Raw genomic sequence first — 18,109 nt, forward strand, 5'->3', positions numbered from 1 at the left:
ATTTTCAATAGGGGATGCATGCATTTTCTTTAAGGCGACAAGTTAGCTCAGCACAATCCCTATCAGGAGGATGCTGGTGATAAATATAATAAACATCATTAATACAGTCGCAGCCACTGCGCCTGCTGAAATAGCCATGCTGGCGAGACTGTTTAACTTTGCTTTGTTGAGATAACCTTTTGCCATAGCTAGCCTGATATTTCACTTTCTGACACGTTTCATTTTCCAAACCGAATCATGCTGCATACCGCCCGCATGGTGTAGCGCACTCCGGCTGAATTTACTGTAAGAATTTCCGTACTAAGTGATTGATTAATTTAATGTTAATCCGGAAATTTTTATAAAAAAATCCCCACCGGAGTGGGGAATAAGATTGGGGGTCTCAGGGAACACAGAAGCGCTCTAAGCCAGCCACTTCTGTTGACGCTATATTCTCAGCTTGTATGACTTTGCAGTATAGATAAAGCGCTGATTCCAAAGTAGGCGCTATCTGACACAGCTAGGCAAACGCAATACTATGCGCGCTCTGACCATGGGTATCTTTTACTGGCCTGAATAGACCACATCCACGCGCCTGTCATGCTGAAAGCATTCTTCCTCTGCACAATTTTGTTTGGAGCGTTCTTCACCGTAGCTCACCGTTTCAATCTGCTGCTCATTCACGCCTTCGATATTGAGTGCGTTTTTCACTGCGACGGCGCGACGCTGGCCTAATGCCAGATTGTATTCATGGGTGCCGCGCTCGTCGGTGTTTCCTTGCACCACCACTTTGGTTTGTGGATGTGCCACCAGATATTTGGCGTGATTAGAAATCAGCGCACGGTATTCATCACGGATCGCATCACTATCGTAATCAAAGAAAATCTGGCGCTTGGCCAGCTCGGAAGCGCTGAGCTGATCTTTGCTCGCATCTACCTCCACTGTTTTAATGGTAATCTTGTTAGGCGCAGCAGGCGTGTCAGCGCTGCTATTATCCTGCGCAGCAGAAATAGGCCGCGTGACGCTGGAACCTTCATTGACGGCAGGGTTCATCGGTGTGCTTTTACATGCAGATAACATTAAAGCTAGGGCAGCAATTTTCCACAGGTTGTTTGTCATGTTTTTTCCTTGAAATAGATCGTTATAAAATCATCAGCACCAGCCGGCATTTAACGCTCAGCGCAAATTAAACGCGGCCATCAATCAGGTGGGTTCAGCAACAGAACTCATGAAATCTGCGCTGTATAAAGCATCTGAAAAAAGCGCGGCTTCATCTTTTGGTGCCTGGGTCTGGATACTTTGCCTCTTTTGCGGTGCAGGCGTTTCCCATGCGTTCCCAGACAAATCATTACCAGTCAGGCGCTTGGAAACCCAGGCCCTATCACTGGGAATGTTCCAGTTGACATCGTTAGATACATAGGAAGAAATCAGCAAAAACAACAGCGCGGCGACGATACCAACAGTGACACTTGCTAAAGAAACACCACTAGGTACTTCAGAATAACCACTATGGACTTCGCCTGAACGATATCCACCAACACTATCAGCCTGACTCATGATGAAACCTCCCTGATTGATTTGGAATGAGGACCAACAGCTTCAGGCAGTTATGCCCCGCCTGTTAGCGCCAGAATAATCAAAATGAGAAGTACCAGACCAAGGCCGCCACTTGGGTAATAACCCCATTTAGCGCTATGTGGCCAAGTTGGCAAGGCTCCGATCAGAGCAAGAATTAACAGCACAATCAAAATGGTATGCAGCATGAATTTCTCCTTATTCTTAAACCTCACCAACATAAGTTAAAAACTGAGCCATTGATGTTGATTGATAGACCAGCTCGCATGACTCAATGTGTGTAGGCTCAATCATGCAGGCTTTGCCTGAAACGCTCTATACCGTTTCAGCTGAATTTGACGTAGGAATCATCGGACAAAAAACAAAAGACCCAACGCATGTACATTGGGTCTTTTTGGTGGAAGCATCAGGGTAAACAGGGCTTAGCCCAGTCATCGCTGCAATTAGATATTCTTACAATACAACTCACTTACAACGCGGTCAGATGATAATGAATGGAGGCAGCCGCCTGATAGATCCAACACTTATTTGGACCGGTTATCCAAATGAGAAAGCGCTTCTTCCAGTGCCTCCAGCGCAATCGGCTTGGTCAGGTGGATATCAAAGCCTGATTGCTTGGACATGGCAATATCCTTTTGTTGACCATAGCCGGTGAGGGCAATCATGAAAGGAATCTGGCGGGCGTTCTTCTTGATCAGGGTGGCTAATTCATAGCCGGTCATGCCTGGCAAACCAATATCCAGGATGACAATATCGGGGTTAAATTCGGGCATGACCAATAGCGCATCGTTCGGGTGTGTAGCGGTAGCAGTGACGTAGCCTATCAGTTCCAGGTATTCGGCCAGGGTTTGCACTGCATCGACATTGTCATCAACCAGCAGGATTTTCTTCGGCGATACCGTGTGAACAGATTTCTCAGACATGACTTCCATTGGGTCAGCGTCATGCGCGATAGGCAACAGCACCGAGAATTTGGCACCATGCCCTTCGACACTTTCAACCTGCACCCGGCCATGATGCAACTCGACCAGGCTTTTCACCACTGACAAACCGATGCCCAGGCCGCCTTGCGACCTTTCCAGGGTTTGCCTGCCTTGCTCAAACATATTGAATATATTGGGCAGCAACTCTGCAGGAATGCCGGGGCCTTGATCCTGTATGGTGATTTCAATCATGCTGCCGCTGAGCGTGGAACTGACATAAATATGCCCGCCTTCAGCCATGAATTTGGCGGCATTATTCAACAGGTTGCTGAAAATCTGGATCAGGCGATAAGCATCGCCGCGGACAAAATGCTGATGTTCACCGGATAAGCTTTTACTGAAGTGATGCCGCTTTTCATTGAGCAACGGCGTACAGTTTTCAATGGCCCTGGCGAGCACCTCATGCAGGTTCACCAGATCATTTTTCAAGGTGGTCTTACCCGCAGTAATGCGTGATATATCCAGCAGATCATCCACCAGTTGGGCCAAATGCTTGGCTTGCCGGTCAATGATATGTAACTCGTTAGGCAGGTCGCCTTTGTTTTTGATCTTCAGGATATCCAGCGACATCATGATAGGCGCCAATGGGTTTCTCAACTCATGGCCAAGGATCGCCATAAACTCATCTTTTGCGCGGTTGGCTCTTTCAGTTTCCTGCTGTGCCCTGGCGGTCAAAATCCCGGTGCCTGCCAGCGTGATTGCCGCCCGGATAAAGGCCAGGTCCGTTAATGAAGGAAAATCTGGTTTCTCCGAACCAAACCAGATGGTGCCACCGGTAGGGCCATAGCCAAGCCTGAGCTTGATAAACTGCAGCGTCTCGCCACGCAGCGCATGCACATAAGGCTTGGCATCCTGCATGGGGAGAAGTTTGAAATCGTTTAATACTGGCTGCCAGGCATTTAGTTGATCACCCGATTCAAACTGGTGATTCCACATCAACGAGGCATAGCTTGAATTTGGCTCTAGCTGCACCTCAGAATAAATGAAGCGTATCGGCAGCGTGCGCTCAATTGCCTCAAAGGTTAACTTGAGGATGGCCTGCCCGCTGCGCCCGACCCACAACCCAGGCAACGCGAGCAAACCCATCATATTGCGCAACGTATCAGATAACTCAGAAGGAATAACCTGATCACCAGGCCTCAATGGCGAGTTTACCAGCTTGAGGTAACTGACCTTATTCTCATCCATTATGCGTAGGTAGCGCCGCGGGCGTTTAACTCTTCAAGCATTTGAGAAGCAGGCGTGTAGAAAGGATTTTCCTGGACCACACCATTCACCAGCGTTAAGGGATGCGTCCGCAGCAAGTCCATCATCATGGAGCCAGACAGTTTGGCGATATCGTAGACACAGACCGCAGGCTGCTTATTGACGATTAGAAACTCATTCACTTCAGCTTCATATGAAAGAATGCCCCTGAAATCCATCTCTTCAAGAAACACCCAATCCATATCACCCACCACTCTCAAACGCGGGAAACCGGCTTCATTGGCCGCATCGCGCGCATCAATCAACTTGGTGAGCATGCTTGATCGTTCAAATTTTCCGTCACCATCCAGGTAAGATCTTTGCCATGTCATCACTTCCAGCTGGCCGGATTTTTCAAGTTCAGGCACATTCATGCCATAGGCATTCAAGCGGGATTTATGATTCTCTTCATAGTCAGGATTGACCAGATGGAGCGTTTTTTCGCCCTGCCCGTGTGCTTCAGCATAAAAAGGCAGTAATACGTCGTACTCATCCGCCTTGCTGTTAAAAAAAGCACAGACGTGAAAATGGTCTGTCAGGGGCGTGCCTGCTAAGGTAAAACTGCTCATGATGTGCCCCCTGAATAAGATATAGAAATCTAAGCTTTTTTGATCTAATTAGCAAGCCCGGTCAGCTCGGGTATAGCGGCAGTAAAGTATTGATACTAAGCATAAAAGATGGGCTGCACACGCCACCCTTGAGCCATTGCTTTCTTAGCAGCCATGATCATTTTCAAGCACAAGTGTTCATATCCAGATATCTTGCAATGCCAGATTGAAAAGACCCAAAGTATCACCGTTGGGTCTGCGACGGCATGCTACTAAGCAACTACTCCGCCCTGGATTTCAAGTTTTCCAGTAAAGAATACTTTTCCCTATCAATCTCATCCTGCGTCCTGATGCCCAAACGCCTCAACACAGGCAACGGCGGACACCATCCTTGCAGGCCGTGTTGCAATAGAAACGGCAAGACCACTGCAGGTAATGCCAGCCATTTTTTATTGAGCGTTAACCCCAGAAACAAGCCGGTAAATGCCAGTGTGGAAGCATTCACTTCAAGCACGCGCTCCACGTCCCACTCTTTTTCCAAAGCCAGGATGCGTTTTTTGACTTCCCACGCCGGCCGGGTGGCGTAATACTGGATATTACGGTTGGTCACCAAGTCGATATGGATATTGATTTCGGCCGCAGTTGAATTTCTTACGCGGTCAAACTGGTTGGTGTTTCTCACTTGATAATTCACGTCCATGCTGTACTCCTCAAATGTTTATCACTGTGTATCAATAGGCAAAAAGTATTTTAAGCAATGAGAAAAAATGGGTTTAGCTACCTGCTGCATGTTTCAGGTTGAGCCCCAGCTTCATATTCGCCGGGATGGCTTTATCGATCATTTTTGGCGGAGGCAGATCCAGGGCATCCATGAGGCGGATAAATTCTTCGCGGTTTTTACCGGCGATGCGTTGATTGTGGTGCCGTTCATGCCCTATGGTTGAAAAGGTGTTGCCATCATAATCATGGCACGGATACACCAGCGTCTCATCAGGGTAGCTAAACAACCGTTGTGTGATGCTATCGTAAAGCGCGCCCGCATCGCCATTCTGGAAATCGGTTCGACCACAGCCATTGATCAGCAGGCTATCGCCAGTAAATAGTTTTCCGTTCCAGAAATAGGACATGGCGCCAGCGGTATGGCCGGGCGTATGGATGGCTTGAATGACTTGGTGATGTCCAAACGTTAAGTCCTGGCCGTCAGTCAGCTGGATTTCAGCTGCAGTGATTTTACAATGGACTGGCGTGGCCGCCCTGGCACCAGTCAATGAACAAAGCGCACCGGCGGAAGTAATGTGATCGGCATGCGCATGTGTTTCGAGGACAAATCTGAGCTTGAGATGTTCGTGCGCCAGTAGTGTCATATATTGATTTAAATGCTGGTCTACCGGGTCAATGATGGCGGCTTCTTGAGTGCCAGCATCTATCAATACATACGTGTAAGTGCTGGATTCATCATCAAAAAATTGATAAAGGTCCTTCATGCTTCATCCCCATATTTTTCTTGATATCCCTGCTTTTAGTTAGCATGGGTTTTTACTGAGCCTGGATCTATACTCAATGTTAGTCAGGCATTTTTAAGGTGCCGCTTGAAGACTTTGCATTTGACAGAACAATCACCTGCTGGATTTATCGACTTTGGTATCATCCTCTGGACTGACTTGCTCGTTTGACGTCAGCTGCATTTCAGTTTGGCTAGTCTCAGACAAAAAGGGTGATTCAGTTTGCACCTGATCTCCAAACATTGCGCTAATCACCATATCTATGGCTATCAAGCCTATCAGCATGGCAATCAACACTGGCAATATCTTCAATACTGACCAGGCAATCACATTGATCACGCCATTAATGGCACTGGCAACCTCATTAATCACAGTTGGATATGACATGCTGGACTCCTCTCGAATCAAACGTTTTTAATGAGGTGCACTACTTTAATGAGGTGCACTACCAGTTTGGACCAATCTTACGGGCGACAAGTTCTAAACTGGCAATGCCTGGCCTTTAACTATTGGTGCGTCGTGGCGGGTGGCGCCGCTTCGTACTCGGTTGGTTGCACCGGGTTGCCTTTGGTGGTGCCTGCCTTATCATCTTTGTTATTCAGCACTTTGTTTTTCTTTTTCTTGAATTGAGGATCAGCTGAACCTTTGTCAGTGCGTTTGTTCTGCTCTTTCACCTGTGGGCTATCGGCATTGCCCAGATTGCTGGCATCATTTGGCACACCATTCTGGTTGACGTCAGTCGGGCCTTTGTCTGTGTAACGTTGCTGTCTTTCGACTTGCGGTGTTTGAGAAGTGCCCAGTTTGGCACCGTCATCTTTACTTTCAGCGGCATACGAACTCATAGATACAGTTGAAATGAGTAATCCAATCAATAACTTGTTCATTTGAATATCCTTTTAAAAAGTGAGCGTCAATTGACCTAAGGTCAGTTCTTTTAAAGCATGGCTCATTAGATAATGATTCATCACGCGCATCTATCAGTTCGGCGCCCATTCCAATGTAGGAAGTGGCTGACTTACGCTGACGCACATCATATTCAGACCTATGCGTCTGAATGACTGATCTTCCTGTCCGGCTGGTCAGACTCAGGCCCCTCAGGGTCAATTTCGGGAACAACATCCTCATCCGGATCGATCTGTTCATCGGGCTGGATGAGATCATCCGGGTCTACCACGGCGGGATTGATGATATCTGGATCTATGGGGTCAGGATTGGTCGGATCCGGAACGGTAATCTTCACATCGCTTGTATTGCCACCTTGAGTTAAAGACATGTCATCTCCTCTTGTTTCCAGACGTATTTGCGTATTAAACGCATAGCCAGAATATAAAAGAATCAAACAATTCAAGTTATCGGTAGCAGGCTGATAGCAACGTAAGAATCCTGTGCAAACACGCGTATCAGGTATGCATTTTTGCTGCATTTGTGAGACTAATCTGACACTAAAATCAGCCTTACCCTAGTGCAATCGCAATACCATTAGAATTACATTTGTATCAATTAAAAAGTCGCATCTGCTCAAGCGTTTAAGAGTAATGGGTGCGGCATGCGATATTGACTTTATGCTTCCATTTTTTTATCAAACTTAACAGCGCCCATTTTCCTGAGCGCTGTAAGGCTTTTTTAAAGGGTCATAAATAATGAGTATCGATAGCCAATTCCCTGATGAGTTAATCAGAAAAAACCCTGTCGCTGACGCGCTGGTTCTTAGCGAATCTACCTTGAATAATGCCATTGAGAATAATCAGTTTGCATTGTATTACCAGCCACAAATAGATTTGCCGACCGGTGAAGTGGTCGGGTTTGAAGGCCTATTGCGTTGGAAGCACCCGGAACAAGGTATGAAACTGCCGGAAACCTTTATCCCGGCGGCTGAAGAAACCGGGCAAATCGCCCAGCTCACTCATCTGGTGATTGATACCGGTTTTAAATTTATTAAAAAGCTCAGCGAGAGTTTATCTTTCTCGCTCAATATTTCATCGCAATGTATCAAGGATAATCATCTGGTGGACACCCTGGATAATTCTTGCCATGCATTCCATATCGACCCTCAAAGAGTTGTACTGGAGTTCACCGAAACTGCAACGCTGGAAAACCCGGTGCAGGCAGAAGATGTTCTCAGCCAGTTAAAAACCAGCGGCTTCAGGCTGGGCATCGATGATGCCGGCACTGGCTATTCGAGTATGCCGCATTTGGGCAGGCTGGCTTTTTCAGAGCTTAAAATCGATAAATCGCTGGTGACCACGATGGAGACTTCATCACAGTCCCGTAAATCGATCATCTCAACCATCGCGCTGGCAGAAAGTCTGGGCATTGCCACCATTGCAGAGGGCATTGAAAATAATCTTGAAGCGATTGGCTTGAGGGAAATGGGATGTCAGTACGGCCAGGGTTTCTTTTTTGCCCGGCCTATGAATGAAGCAGATACGCTGAGATGGCTGGAAAACTGGAATAAAACCCTGAGCCTGCCGATTTAAGCATTGTTATCCACACTGGTTGGTGTAGCGGTTTAAACCCTCAACCACTACACCGATCAGTTGCCGGCTTTATTTTTTGCGGGCCAGCATATCCACGTACGAATCTTCAATCAGCTGTTGCGGCGAAACGCCTAAATCCGCCATCAGCAAATAAGCTTCTGCAATCGCGTTTTCGGTGCTTTCGTCATCTTCAAGTACGACTTCCAGCTCTAAAAACTCACCCAGGTTTTCAACGCGGTCCAGGTGGATACGTGTCCTGCCGCACATGATCAGGGTGCGCTGCTTGATGACGCGGCCAATAATGCCCTGGCCCGCACTTAACACGTTTCTGAGCGTATTCGGTTCACTGGTGGGGGTGACCAGGTAAAAGGATTCTTTAGGCCCAGACTGGTGGGCACGGCGATAAAAAATCAGCTCGCCACACGTATGATCGAACATGCGCAATTTCAATCGGCCATTGTTACACTGGAAAAAAGTATCGTCCTGGTAAATTTCTACCGGCTTTGAAGTCGCTTGTGCAAGTGCTTTGGGAAGTATTGAACTGACGCTTTCGATATTTGCTTTTATTTCTATATTGCGTGCCACTTGTTGTTACCAGAGTTGTGATGGATAGCGCTAGAGTATATCAAAGACCATGTATATAAATATGGCAAAACGTCACATAACGCCTTACTAAATGACTGATGTGCAGCACAAGTGCCCAATTTGAGAAATACAATCAGCTACCACCGCTAAAACCGGTAGTGCCAATACACACTCACCACTTCTACACCGGGGTTGGTGCTATCCAGGTTGGCATTAGATAAATGGCTGACCGCCAGGCCCAGGCTGTTATTCTGGTTGATATCTTTGGCGATTTCTAGCTGGGTACGAAACTCCACCGGATACCCTAAATCGAGATCACTGCTGCCACGGCTGTAATAACCTACACCTACACCTGGTTTCAAATGCCAGCTATCGGCAAATTGCCAATCGTATAGCAGGCCGCCCCCCAGCCATAGCGTGCCATCGGTAGTGGCTTGCACGCCCAGCCATGGCTTGAGGTCATCCAGCCAGACCGAACTATCGTACTCATAATCCAGCCTGAAATCCGTCGCGGAATGAGAACCGTCAATATCATAGCTACCCACCGCAAAGCCCAGTGTATCTGCCTGCACGTCGACACAAGCGGTGAAAGCCAGCACAAGAATAAGCGTGATTTTTTTCATTTTTTTAGCATGCCAGTGAGGTGAGTTGTTGTTTGACGGCGAAAATATCCTTGATTTTGTTTGTAATCGCCAAATCTTCTAGCGACACAATACCGACCAGATGATAGCCACGATCGAGCACCAGCAATCTGCGCAACTGGTGTTCAGCCATAAACTGGATGGCATGTTCAGTGGATTGGTCAGAAAACACATATTTGGCTTCAAACGTCATGCACTGCGCAACCTTGATTTCGTCGAGAGAAAGGCCGTTTGCCAGTGCTTTCACTGCAATGTCCCTCACGCTCAGCATGCCAATCAACCGATTGTTCTCACAGATGGGCAAGGCGTCATAATCATGTTTTTCCATGAGAAGTGCTGCAGATCTGAGAGTTTCTTCTGGTGTGGCAATCAAAACATCCTTACTCATAACTTGATTGATGATCATATGTAACCCCTTTATTCACATAAGAAATCATTGATGGGCAAAAATACGGCAGCCCCGCTGAGAGCCACCTCAATGCTGATGACCAGGCGGTAACCTGCTATCGTTTCCACTGCTGGCATCAACGCCTGTAGGTTAATGCGATTGAATGCCGGGGTTTATCAGAAAGATGCTGGAAATTGTGTAGGATTTGTCGGACTTGAGGTAAACCTGCATTGACCTGCTGCAGGCAATAAAAAAGACGCAGGCCATCAGCATGTGTCTTTTTTAAAATCTGGCACTAACTATTCAGAACCAGTTCGATCTGCTCAACTTGTTAGGATTTTGGCGGGATCAAATGATCATCCGGAATTTTTCCAGGCTCGATTTCCGGTTCAATCGCCGGGTCTTGTTCCGGATCCACGCCTGGGATTTTTCCGGGCTCAATTTCGGGAACGGTTGGCGGGCTGCCCGAGTTGCCGTCATTACTTCTATTGGGGTTTAAATCTTCATGATTGCCGGAGGCGTTGCCTGCCCCTTCAATCACACTTTTAGGGTCTGTTGCCATCGTTAAATCTCCTGATTCCACATCATTTTCCGCATTACATAGCGGCTTATTTACCGAGCGTGAGATGCATCATAAAGACCAGCGCGACAAAGCATTATCAGCAAACGGCTGAAAGCATTGTAAGAATTTCAGCTGACTATGGAATCGAACTTTGGAAAACACGCTGTGTCTTCCCATTTAATGACTACGCTTTGTGCATCAATTGTCAGCCACCTCTGACAGACAGGATGCGGCTTTATCTGTAATATGCTGACGAAATTATTTAAAAACAAGCATTAAATACACGCAAACCATTGATTAAATTAATAAATAAAAATTAAACCTACCAATCATTATCGCAATAAATACCAGCCCACTTTATGAGCAAACATCCAGAAAAGCCTTCCCATTCACAAGGCGTGACCATCGAAGTCACCGACTATCACCAAGATGCGATTACAGATCACAAAGATGATATCTTTTTTGCTGCGATTGAAAGCACGCGCATGCCCATGCTGGTGACTGACCCCAGGCAGCCGGATAATCCTATCGTGTTTGCCAACAAGGCTTTTATTTCCATGAGCGGATACACGGCAGCGGAAATTTTTGGCCATAATTGCCGCTTTCTGCAAGGCCCGGACACAGATCCGCATACCGTGACTTCGATCCGCGAAGCCATTGCTTCACGCACCGAAATCACTACTGAGATCCTGAACTACCGCAAGGATGGCTCTTCATTCTGGAATGCCTTGTTCATTTCGCCGGTCTACAACAAGAAAAAAGAACTGGTGTATTACTTTGCCTCGCAACTGGATGTCAGCAGGCGCCGCGACGCTGAAGATGCTTTGACGCAAGCGCAGAAAATGGAAGCACTGGGCCAGCTGACCGGTGGCATTTCGCATGACTTCAATAATTTTTTGCAGGTGATGTCTGGCCATGTCGATATCCTCAACCTGAAAATCAGCAGACAACAAGCCGATGACGCCTCGATTCTGCGTGGGTTGGATAGCATACGCAGTGCGGTGACGAAAGCCTCGGCGCTGACGCAACAGTTGCTGGCTTTTGCTCGCAAGCAACGCCTGGAAGGCCGTATCGTCAACCTGAATAATGTGGCGCAAGGTATCAGTGACCTGGTACTGAAAACCCTGGGGCATGAGATCTCCCTGCAGCGTGAACTCGAGCCTGAACTATATAACTGCCAGCTGGACCCTACCCAACTGGAAGCCTGCCTGATCAATGTGCTGGTCAATGCGCGCGATGCCATGCCCAAAGGCGGCAAGGTGACGCTGATTACGGAAAATGTCATTGTGACGCCGCAAGACATCAGCGCCTATGCCGGCTTGCCGCCAGGACGTTATGTCTCCATCGCCATCACTGACACCGGTACCGGCATTCCGCCGGAAATATTGAATCGTGTCATGGACCCGTTCTTCACCACCAAGGAAGAAGGCAAAGGCACAGGCCTCGGCCTTTCCATGGTGTATGGGTTTGCCAAACAATCCGGCGGTACAGCGACGATCTATTCCGAGCTGGAGGTAGGCACCACCGTGCGCATGTATTTCAAGGCGACCGACCAGACGCGTCACCCTGACCTTAGCGCAAGCAAAAGCCCGATCGACCGCGGCGGCAAAGAAACCGTGTTAGTGGTAGATGACAGGCCAGAAGTCTCAGAACTGGCGATGGAAATGCTGCTGACGCTGGGTTATGAAGTGATTGTGTCTAATAGCGCAACCGAAGCCATCGGCACGACCAAAAAACTCATAGAGAAAAACCAGCCGCCACAATTGCTGTTTTCTGACATCATCATGCCAGGTGGCATCAACGGCATCCTGCTGGCAAGGGAATTACGCAAGCTAATCCCTAACTTGCCGGTATTGCTGACAACCGGATATGCCGGATCGCCCGATAAAGAACAGGATCAGGGCGTGGAATTTGAAGTGCTGACCAAGCCATATAAAATGACAGACTTGGCCAAAAAAGTGCGAACCGTGCTGGAAGGGCCTACGGTATTACAAAAACGCGGCTGATACATCCTCATCAGCTGTTAACCTGTATTCATTCACATCGGTTGTGACTATTTTGTCACTCTATAGGCCAGTGCACGACTATTGCCCGTGATGGGCGACATTATTGCGCAAAGGCAGCTTAAGTTTAATATCTTAAATCAGTCATAGTCTGCCCAACTGAGGGTACACAGGTCGCCTAAATAAACGTGCCTATTCTTTTACCCTACGCATGGTGGCCTTTCAGGGCAATGTGCCAGGCTGCTTGCCTTGAATAACTGCGTCAAATAAGCTGCTATCCGGCACACTAAAAACATCCCCCCGACTGCACCGCTAGCCTGTATCAGCACCTGCACTCACACTTTTACCTCATTACCTAAACGCACACAAAACCAATCCGGCAAACGCCTCAAACTGTATTACGCCCGGCAGCCTAGATTTGAAGTATCAGCACGCCATTCAGGCCATCTAAAAGAATAAGCGGTAATTCGTAACGGATGGCAGGCATAGCCCTATAAAATGCAGCATAATAACTACATTATTTAACATATCGGGAATCATCTTCCGTTTATATGACCCCCTCAGGAAATCGTACCCACCTTTAAAAGCCTAGTAAGAACAGGATTGGATTTTGATGAAAAAAACAAGAGAAAATGCTATCAAGAACCTGGAATTCGATCCGCACGCGCTTGCCTGCGAGGAGTTGCGTCATGTCTACCGTGGTAAAAGCAGCGGCAAGCTGATTGTATTGTTCAGTGGTTTTATTGCCGCAGCCATGTTGGCCTGGGATATCGGGATCATCTATGGATGCGCATGGTATGCCTGGTTACTGGTGGCACATGCCTGGCATTGGTGGCTAGGACGACTGGATTTCGCTTCTGCCAATATCAGCGCCGAATTGGCGCGCATCAACCGCCATGTCACGGCCGCTGCCTTTGCCGGCCTGGGCTGGGGGGCGCTCTCAATCGCACTGCCATTATTGAGCCGGCCAAGCAAAGCGGCCATTCTGATTATCATGTTGATCGGTGTGATTGTGGCACTGCCACGCTTGGTCGTGTTCTTGCCTATCTTCTTTGCCTTCGCCGCTGGGGTATACGTTCCTCTCCTGCTGGCGACGCCGTTCCTGGATTTTGAAACTTTGCATATGGTCATGGTCATGCTGATCGTAGTTGGTGCCACTTTATGGGCATCAGCGAGCGAAGTCCGCAAGATATTGATCGATGTCCTGTTGAAACAAGTCTCCTCGGAGCAGGCATCGTGGGAGGACAAGCTGACCGGCATTGGCAACCGACGGAGCTTCGATGTCAACTTTGCCAATCATTGGGCGCAGGCATGCCGTTCGAAAGTACCATTGTCACTGATAATGGTGGATGTAGATTTTTTCAAAAAATTCAATGACAGCTATGGTCATCAGGCGGGAGATGACTGCTTGCGGCAGGTAGCCCAGGCACTGGACGGTTGCGCGCGCCGTGCGGGCGATTCAGTCAACCGTTATGGTGGCGAAGAATTTGCCGTAGTACTGTTTCACACCTCGCTAAACGAGGCACAACTCATCAGCAACAACATGCTGAATGCCATCCGTAAACTCACTATCCCGCACACACAATCCTCGCATGAGATCGTCACTATTTCTATGGGCATAGCCACGATTCTGCCCACCATTCACGACGATATGCCCCATTTTATAGAAGAAGCAGATAAGTGCCTTTATCGCGCAAAAGAGAATGGACGCAACCGCGCGGAATGGCAAATCGTCAATAACGCACAGTAATCATCATTTAAACCCCCTCCCCACATTTCACAAAAACGGAATGCCATTGTCATAATTTGTCAGGTTTCAGACAAAATATGTGAATTCGTGCTAGCCATTAGCATGAGCAACACCCAACAAAATTTAAACAAAATATATTTAAATCAATTGGTTACACTGTTTTTCACGAATATTAACATTCATGGCACGCAAGTTGCTAATTACATTGAGAGCAATATATGCTCGGGCAGAAAAAAGTAGCAAGGTGCGGGTTTTTAGGGTTCCACTTTCGCTTGCCAATCAAAGTACCTTCCGAGTACTGACTTTTTTCAATGTGTAATGAATGGGGGTATTTAACGATACCTCGCTAATCAATTTCTCGGGGACTTCAGATGTTAAATTTAATCAAATCAGCTTTCGTAAACTTCATTTCTGACGAAGAAGGTGCCAGCGCCATTGAGTATGCATTGATTGCAGCCATGGTCGCGATAGCCCTTGTTAACTTCGTTACGCCGATCAGTGCGGCTGTGACAAAGATCTTCACTCAGATCTCTGGCGCACTGGCTATTTAAGCACCATGACATAGTCAGTAGCCTCTGGTAATCAATCACTGCATGCATAGTATGACTATCGCAGAAATGATTGTGGTTGCCTGGTGCCTGTGTGTCGCGCTGACAGATATGCAAGCCAGACGCATTCCGAATAGCCTGAGTTTAGGCATGTGTCTGATCGCCCTCTGCTGGCTGCTGGTCACCAGCCATTCCATGCTTAATGCCACCGTGCAGTCAGTCGCGCTTGGGGCGGCAATCAGCCTGCTTTTGACGCTGCCCGCTTATACAGCACGCCTGCTGGGTGCTGGCGATGTCAAGTTGTTGCTGGCAATTGCCCTGGTGAGTGGTGGCTACTTCACGCTGTTCGCCTTTGTCATTGCAGCCCTGCTTGCAGTGATATTAGGTGCGGTTTATCTCCTTGTCACCCGGTTACGCGCACGGCCCCTCACACGCAGGAAGTGGTTGCCGTTTGGCGCTGCCTTGAGTGTAGGGTTGCTATTAGCAATAGGAATTACCAAATGATGATACCCATACGCAACTCTCGCCGTCCGCAGCATTTTCCGCCTCAGAAAGGTGCGGTAGCAATCGAATTCATGATGCTATTCATGCTCTTCTTTGCGCTGTTTTATGCCATGGTCAGCTATGCCATGGTGATGCTGATGCAATCTGCTTTTGCCCATGCGGCAGAAGAAGGCGCACGCGCTGCCATTGCGGTAGACCGCCTGGCGTTTGCCAATAACGTGGCTTACCTCAGCAGTGGTGTCGACCCAAAGGTGCGGAGTGTGGTGGGTAATGCGCTGAACTGGTTACCGGCCAAGCCCAGGGACAAAGTGCTTGGGGCTGGTAACAGCCGGGTGCAACTAAGCATGAGCGGCAACCAGCTGACAGTCAGCGTTGTTTACAGCGGCTATGCCGCTGACCCGCTGATCCCTATGCTGACATTACCCATCATCGGACAGATTCCCAAAGTGCCGGCCGACCTGGCGGGTAAAGCAGTGATTGAACTTTAAATGTATTCAATAAAGGATTTGGCATTGTGAACAGTACATTTTTGCGTGTATTGGCAATATTGATGGTGATTGCTGCCGTCGCGACCGCCTATGTCGGCTATCGGCTGAGCCAGAAAAAACCGGCGCATACCCTGTCTGTGGTGGTGCCGAGCTATACACAAGTGATCGCGAAAAATACGCTTGCTGCCGGGCATGTGCTTGTCATAGAAGATATGGAGACTGCCACTACCCCGCATTTTGACTCACATGCATTCACCGACCCGCAAGCCCTGATCGGCAAAGCAATCGCTACCGCTATCGTTAAAGGTGCGCCGTTCAGCGCCTCACATTTCCCGGTCCAAAACGCCTTGGGGCAAGCACTGGCACCCAATGAGCGTGCAGTTGCCATCAAAGTCAATGAGGTGATCGGTGTAGGCGGGTTTATCAAGCCTGGCGACCATGTCGATGTATTACTGTATTTACGCCAGGAACGTGAAACCGGCGAAATCAGCTCTGCCCAGGTCGTACTCAGCAATGTCAAAGTGCTGGCCTATGGCACGGTCACTGCCGAAACGGAAGCCAGCCAGGACTATGCATTGACGCCATCCGCACCTGGCAAACTGGGCAGCGACAACCGGTCTGACAAAAATGGCAAAGACAGTCGTTCTGCCATCCTGGCGGTACACGCACAGGATATGGCAAAGCTGATGCTGGCAGACAGCACAGGCAGTTTGCGTTTGGCTTTACGAGGTGCAGCATTGCCTAATCCCAGCGCTTCTGCAACGACTGAGAATCACTTTATCCGCCTGGGGGACGTTTCACAGGCATCCGCCTCCAGACAATCTGCGCTTGCACAAACGGTGACAGTAAGCCAGGCAACCGTGAACAAAAACCCTGCCTCGCCTGCGCCCAAACGGGAACGCGTGATTGTGCACCGTGGTGAAAAAACAGAGGTGATCGATGTCGCGAAGTAATCATGGAAACCCAAGGCTGAGCATGTCAGATTTAAAGTCTATCTGCTTAATGCTTTTCAGCTGCATATGTAGCCTTGCCCTAGTGGCGCAGGCAGAAGACGCCAATGCATTGCACCTGGCTGTGGGTGACCAGCAGGTATATGTGCATGCCAAACCGGTCAAACGTGTGGCGGTAGGCAACCCGGACATGCTGAGCATCAGCATGCTGACTTCACGCAATATCCTGATCACAGGCAAACAGGCCGGCGTGACCGAGATTGCCATCTGGGAGAGTGAAAAAGCGGCCACGCCTGCCAGGCAGCTCAAAGTGTCGGTGAGTGTGAACACCGCACTTGAAAAGCAGCGTTTACAGTTTTCAAAATCCATTAAAGTACAGCCGGCCGGCAACCAGGTAGCGATTGCTGGCGAAGTGGATTCCCTGGAGGAGCACGCCTTGGCGACACAGGCGATAGACCCTAAGCCTGCGCCTATCGATGCCACAGTCAACAGCTTTAGCAACCAGGTGCAAATTGATATCAAAGTGGTAGAAGTCAGCCGCCAGAATATGATGCGTGCCGGGTTTTTCCTGGGTAAAAATAGCGGCAATACAACGCTCGCTATTGGCGGCCCCGGCAATCTCAGCGGTGTCCGCAATGAAGGCAACGGGTTCACGCTTGACAGTGCCTCGGGGTTTTTACCGGCGGCGAGTGCATTCAACTTTGTGGCGGGCAATGCCAGCCGCGGTCTGCTCGGCACACTCAGTATTCTTGAGCAAAACGGTTTTGCCTATACCCTGGCAGAACCCAGCCTGACTGCCCTTTCTGGCCAGAGTGCCAGTTTCCTTGCCGGGGGTGAATATCCGGTGCCTATCCGCGCAGGTGCCGGTGGCGACAGCACAGTGACTATCCGTTATAAAGAATATGGTGTGCGCCTGATGCTGACCCCCACAGTGCTGGATAGCAACCGAATCTACCTGAAAGTATCGCCTGAGGTCAGTGAGATTGACTTTAGCAACGCTGTGCAAAGCGGCGGGGTTTCCGTCCCTGGCCTGCGCGTGCGCAGAACCGACACCAGCGTATCGCTGGGTGACGGCGAAAGCTTTGTCATCAGCGGGCTGGTCAGCCGTAACACACTGCAAAACGTGGACAAATTCCCCGGGCTGGGCAACCTGCCTATCATCGGTGCTTTCTTCCGTTCTACCCGCTTTGATCGCGAGGATAAAGAATTGCTGATGATAGTCACCCCTCATCTGGTGCGGCCTATCGCTAAAGATGTGGCGCTGCCTGCACTGCCGGGCGGCAACCTGCGCGAATATAACCCCAGTTTCAGTGACCTGTTCTTTCAAAAAGGGCCTAAGCCGGATACTGGCATCCCTGCGACAGGTTTTTCGAGGTAACCC

General features: G+C 48.9%; 23 protein-coding genes. 8 read left to right on the plus strand and 15 right to left on the minus strand.

Annotated elements, in window-relative coordinates:
- Positions 1-42: 42 nt before the first annotated feature.
- The 11 genes from ACSSVF_RS02540 to ACSSVF_RS02590 all read right to left on the minus strand — a co-directional run bounded on the left by ACSSVF_RS02540 (position 43) and on the right by ACSSVF_RS02590 (position 7,072).
- On the minus strand, positions 43-186 hold the full coding sequence (locus tag ACSSVF_RS02540) for a hypothetical protein (protein ID WP_492405240.1): 144 nt from the start codon (positions 184-186) through the stop codon (positions 43-45).
- A gap of 357 nt (positions 187-543) precedes the next feature.
- On the minus strand, positions 544-1,098 hold the full coding sequence (gene pal / locus ACSSVF_RS02545) for a peptidoglycan-associated lipoprotein Pal (RefSeq protein ID WP_492405242.1): 555 nt from the start codon (positions 1,096-1,098) through the stop codon (positions 544-546).
- A gap of 84 nt (positions 1,099-1,182) precedes the next feature.
- Positions 1,183-1,536 carry a hypothetical protein gene (locus tag ACSSVF_RS02550; RefSeq protein ID WP_492405244.1) on the minus strand — a complete coding sequence of 118 codons (354 nt, stop codon included), beginning with the start codon at positions 1,534-1,536 and terminating at the stop codon, positions 1,183-1,185.
- Positions 1,537-1,586: 50 nt separating this feature from the next.
- Positions 1,587-1,742, minus strand: coding sequence for a DUF3309 family protein (locus ACSSVF_RS02555; RefSeq protein ID WP_379034328.1), 156 nt, complete (start codon positions 1,740-1,742; stop codon positions 1,587-1,589).
- 336 nt (positions 1,743-2,078) lie between these two features.
- A complete protein-coding gene (locus tag ACSSVF_RS02560; protein ID WP_492405246.1) occupies positions 2,079-3,725 on the minus strand; it encodes a hybrid sensor histidine kinase/response regulator in 1,647 nt (548 codons plus the stop codon).
- Positions 3,725-4,351: an MEDS domain-containing protein gene (locus ACSSVF_RS02565; RefSeq protein ID WP_492405248.1), complete on the minus strand. Its 627-nt coding sequence runs from the start codon at positions 4,349-4,351 to the stop codon at positions 3,725-3,727. The genes ACSSVF_RS02560 and ACSSVF_RS02565 overlap by 1 nt, the downstream gene beginning before the upstream one ends.
- A 259-nt stretch (positions 4,352-4,610) precedes the next feature.
- The gene (locus ACSSVF_RS02570; protein ID WP_492405250.1) at positions 4,611-5,030 is read right to left on the minus strand and encodes a hypothetical protein; all 420 of its coding nucleotides are present in this window, start codon (positions 5,028-5,030) and stop codon (positions 4,611-4,613) included.
- A gap of 73 nt (positions 5,031-5,103) precedes the next feature.
- Positions 5,104-5,814 (minus strand): MBL fold metallo-hydrolase, encoded by a 711-nt coding sequence (locus ACSSVF_RS02575; RefSeq protein WP_492405252.1) that lies wholly within the window; start codon positions 5,812-5,814, stop codon positions 5,104-5,106.
- A gap of 132 nt (positions 5,815-5,946) precedes the next feature.
- Complete coding sequence (locus ACSSVF_RS02580) at positions 5,947-6,219, minus strand: hypothetical protein (RefSeq protein WP_492405253.1); 273 nt, start codon at positions 6,217-6,219, stop codon at positions 5,947-5,949.
- 119 nt (positions 6,220-6,338) lie between these two features.
- The gene (locus ACSSVF_RS02585; protein ID WP_492405255.1) at positions 6,339-6,716 is read right to left on the minus strand and encodes a hypothetical protein; all 378 of its coding nucleotides are present in this window, start codon (positions 6,714-6,716) and stop codon (positions 6,339-6,341) included.
- Positions 6,717-6,874: 158 nt separating this feature from the next.
- Complete coding sequence (locus ACSSVF_RS02590) at positions 6,875-7,072, minus strand: hypothetical protein (protein ID WP_492405257.1); 198 nt, start codon at positions 7,070-7,072, stop codon at positions 6,875-6,877.
- A 400-nt stretch (positions 7,073-7,472) separates the two neighbouring features.
- Here ACSSVF_RS02590 and ACSSVF_RS02595 point away from each other — a divergent pair, with 400 nt between their 5' ends.
- Positions 7,473-8,309: an EAL domain-containing protein gene (locus ACSSVF_RS02595; RefSeq protein WP_492405259.1), complete on the plus strand. Its 837-nt coding sequence runs from the start codon at positions 7,473-7,475 to the stop codon at positions 8,307-8,309.
- Between the two features lie 69 nt (positions 8,310-8,378).
- Here the strand turns inward: ACSSVF_RS02595 and ACSSVF_RS02600 are convergent, their stop codons facing one another.
- From ACSSVF_RS02600 to ACSSVF_RS02615, 4 genes are all read right to left on the minus strand, one after another.
- Positions 8,379-8,894, minus strand: a complete 516-nt coding sequence (locus tag ACSSVF_RS02600; protein ID WP_492405261.1) for a class IV adenylate cyclase — start codon at positions 8,892-8,894, stop codon at positions 8,379-8,381.
- A 146-nt stretch (positions 8,895-9,040) separates the two neighbouring features.
- On the minus strand, positions 9,041-9,517 hold the full coding sequence (locus ACSSVF_RS02605) for an acyloxyacyl hydrolase (protein WP_492405263.1): 477 nt from the start codon (positions 9,515-9,517) through the stop codon (positions 9,041-9,043).
- Positions 9,518-9,521: 4 nt separating this feature from the next.
- A complete protein-coding gene (locus ACSSVF_RS02610; protein WP_492405265.1) occupies positions 9,522-9,941 on the minus strand; it encodes a CBS domain-containing protein in 420 nt (139 codons plus the stop codon).
- Between the two features lie 313 nt (positions 9,942-10,254).
- Entirely contained in the window at positions 10,255-10,485 is a 231-nt protein-coding gene (locus tag ACSSVF_RS02615; RefSeq protein ID WP_492405267.1) for a hypothetical protein, read from the minus strand.
- Between the two features lie 359 nt (positions 10,486-10,844).
- Here ACSSVF_RS02615 and ACSSVF_RS02620 point away from each other — a divergent pair, with 359 nt between their 5' ends.
- The 7 genes from ACSSVF_RS02620 (at position 10,845) to ACSSVF_RS02650 (ending at position 18,106) form a co-directional block, all read left to right on the plus strand.
- Positions 10,845-12,491, plus strand: a complete 1,647-nt coding sequence (locus ACSSVF_RS02620; RefSeq protein WP_492405268.1) for a histidine kinase famiy protein — start codon at positions 10,845-10,847, stop codon at positions 12,489-12,491.
- Positions 12,492-13,101: 610 nt separating this feature from the next.
- Positions 13,102-14,238, plus strand: a complete 1,137-nt coding sequence (locus tag ACSSVF_RS02625; RefSeq protein WP_492405270.1) for a GGDEF domain-containing protein — start codon at positions 13,102-13,104, stop codon at positions 14,236-14,238.
- A gap of 371 nt (positions 14,239-14,609) precedes the next feature.
- The gene (locus ACSSVF_RS02630) at positions 14,610-14,789 is read left to right on the plus strand and encodes a Flp family type IVb pilin (RefSeq protein WP_492405271.1); all 180 of its coding nucleotides are present in this window, start codon (positions 14,610-14,612) and stop codon (positions 14,787-14,789) included.
- A gap of 51 nt (positions 14,790-14,840) precedes the next feature.
- Positions 14,841-15,290: a prepilin peptidase gene (locus ACSSVF_RS02635; RefSeq protein ID WP_492405272.1), complete on the plus strand. Its 450-nt coding sequence runs from the start codon at positions 14,841-14,843 to the stop codon at positions 15,288-15,290.
- Positions 15,287-15,778, plus strand: coding sequence for a TadE/TadG family type IV pilus assembly protein (locus ACSSVF_RS02640; RefSeq protein WP_492405274.1), 492 nt, complete (start codon positions 15,287-15,289; stop codon positions 15,776-15,778). The genes ACSSVF_RS02635 and ACSSVF_RS02640 overlap by 4 nt, the downstream gene beginning before the upstream one ends.
- A 26-nt stretch (positions 15,779-15,804) precedes the next feature.
- On the plus strand, positions 15,805-16,731 hold the full coding sequence (cpaB, locus tag ACSSVF_RS02645; protein WP_492405276.1) for a Flp pilus assembly protein CpaB: 927 nt from the start codon (positions 15,805-15,807) through the stop codon (positions 16,729-16,731).
- 49 nt (positions 16,732-16,780) lie between these two features.
- Positions 16,781-18,106 carry a type II and III secretion system protein family protein gene (locus ACSSVF_RS02650; protein ID WP_492405278.1) on the plus strand — a complete coding sequence of 442 codons (1,326 nt, stop codon included), beginning with the start codon at positions 16,781-16,783 and terminating at the stop codon, positions 18,104-18,106.
- Positions 18,107-18,109 lie beyond the last annotated feature (3 nt).

The sequence above is a fragment of the Methylophilus sp. E2MeOHC9 genome, from assembly GCF_058744375.1.

Bases quoted from the DNA above. Each gene is read 5' to 3' on its own strand.
- ACSSVF_RS02550 (WP_492405244.1), bottom strand. From the start codon at position 1,536: ATGAGTCAGGCTGATAGTGTTGGTGGATATCGTTCAGGCGAAGTCCAT.
- pal (WP_492405242.1), bottom strand. From the start codon at position 1,098: ATGACAAACAACCTGTGGAAAATTGCTGCCCTAGCTTTAATGTTATCT.
- ACSSVF_RS02640 (WP_492405274.1), top strand. From the start codon at position 15,287: ATGATGATACCCATACGCAACTCTCGCCGTCCGCAGCATTTTCCGCCT.
- ACSSVF_RS02595 (WP_492405259.1), top strand. From the start codon at position 7,473: ATGAGTATCGATAGCCAATTCCCTGATGAGTTAATCAGAAAAAACCCT.
- ACSSVF_RS02650 (WP_492405278.1), top strand. From the start codon at position 16,781: ATGCTTTTCAGCTGCATATGTAGCCTTGCCCTAGTGGCGCAGGCAGAA.
- ACSSVF_RS02560 (WP_492405246.1), bottom strand. From the start codon at position 3,725: ATGGATGAGAATAAGGTCAGTTACCTCAAGCTGGTAAACTCGCCATTG.
- ACSSVF_RS02635 (WP_492405272.1), top strand. From the start codon at position 14,841: ATGACTATCGCAGAAATGATTGTGGTTGCCTGGTGCCTGTGTGTCGCG.
- ACSSVF_RS02575 (WP_492405252.1), bottom strand. From the start codon at position 5,814: ATGAAGGACCTTTATCAATTTTTTGATGATGAATCCAGCACTTACACG.
- ACSSVF_RS02555 (WP_379034328.1), bottom strand. From the start codon at position 1,742: ATGCTGCATACCATTTTGATTGTGCTGTTAATTCTTGCTCTGATCGGA.
- ACSSVF_RS02585 (WP_492405255.1), bottom strand. From the start codon at position 6,716: ATGAACAAGTTATTGATTGGATTACTCATTTCAACTGTATCTATGAGT.
- ACSSVF_RS02620 (WP_492405268.1), top strand. From the start codon at position 10,845: ATGAGCAAACATCCAGAAAAGCCTTCCCATTCACAAGGCGTGACCATC.
- ACSSVF_RS02540 (WP_492405240.1), bottom strand. From the start codon at position 186: ATGGCAAAAGGTTATCTCAACAAAGCAAAGTTAAACAGTCTCGCCAGC.
- ACSSVF_RS02615 (WP_492405267.1), bottom strand. From the start codon at position 10,485: ATGGCAACAGACCCTAAAAGTGTGATTGAAGGGGCAGGCAACGCCTCC.
- ACSSVF_RS02610 (WP_492405265.1), bottom strand. From the start codon at position 9,941: ATGATCATCAATCAAGTTATGAGTAAGGATGTTTTGATTGCCACACCA.
- ACSSVF_RS02630 (WP_492405271.1), top strand. From the start codon at position 14,610: ATGTTAAATTTAATCAAATCAGCTTTCGTAAACTTCATTTCTGACGAA.
- ACSSVF_RS02625 (WP_492405270.1), top strand. From the start codon at position 13,102: ATGAAAAAAACAAGAGAAAATGCTATCAAGAACCTGGAATTCGATCCG.
- ACSSVF_RS02580 (WP_492405253.1), bottom strand. From the start codon at position 6,219: ATGTCATATCCAACTGTGATTAATGAGGTTGCCAGTGCCATTAATGGC.
- ACSSVF_RS02565 (WP_492405248.1), bottom strand. From the start codon at position 4,351: ATGAGCAGTTTTACCTTAGCAGGCACGCCCCTGACAGACCATTTTCAC.
- ACSSVF_RS02605 (WP_492405263.1), bottom strand. From the start codon at position 9,517: ATGAAAAAAATCACGCTTATTCTTGTGCTGGCTTTCACCGCTTGTGTC.
- ACSSVF_RS02570 (WP_492405250.1), bottom strand. From the start codon at position 5,030: ATGGACGTGAATTATCAAGTGAGAAACACCAACCAGTTTGACCGCGTA.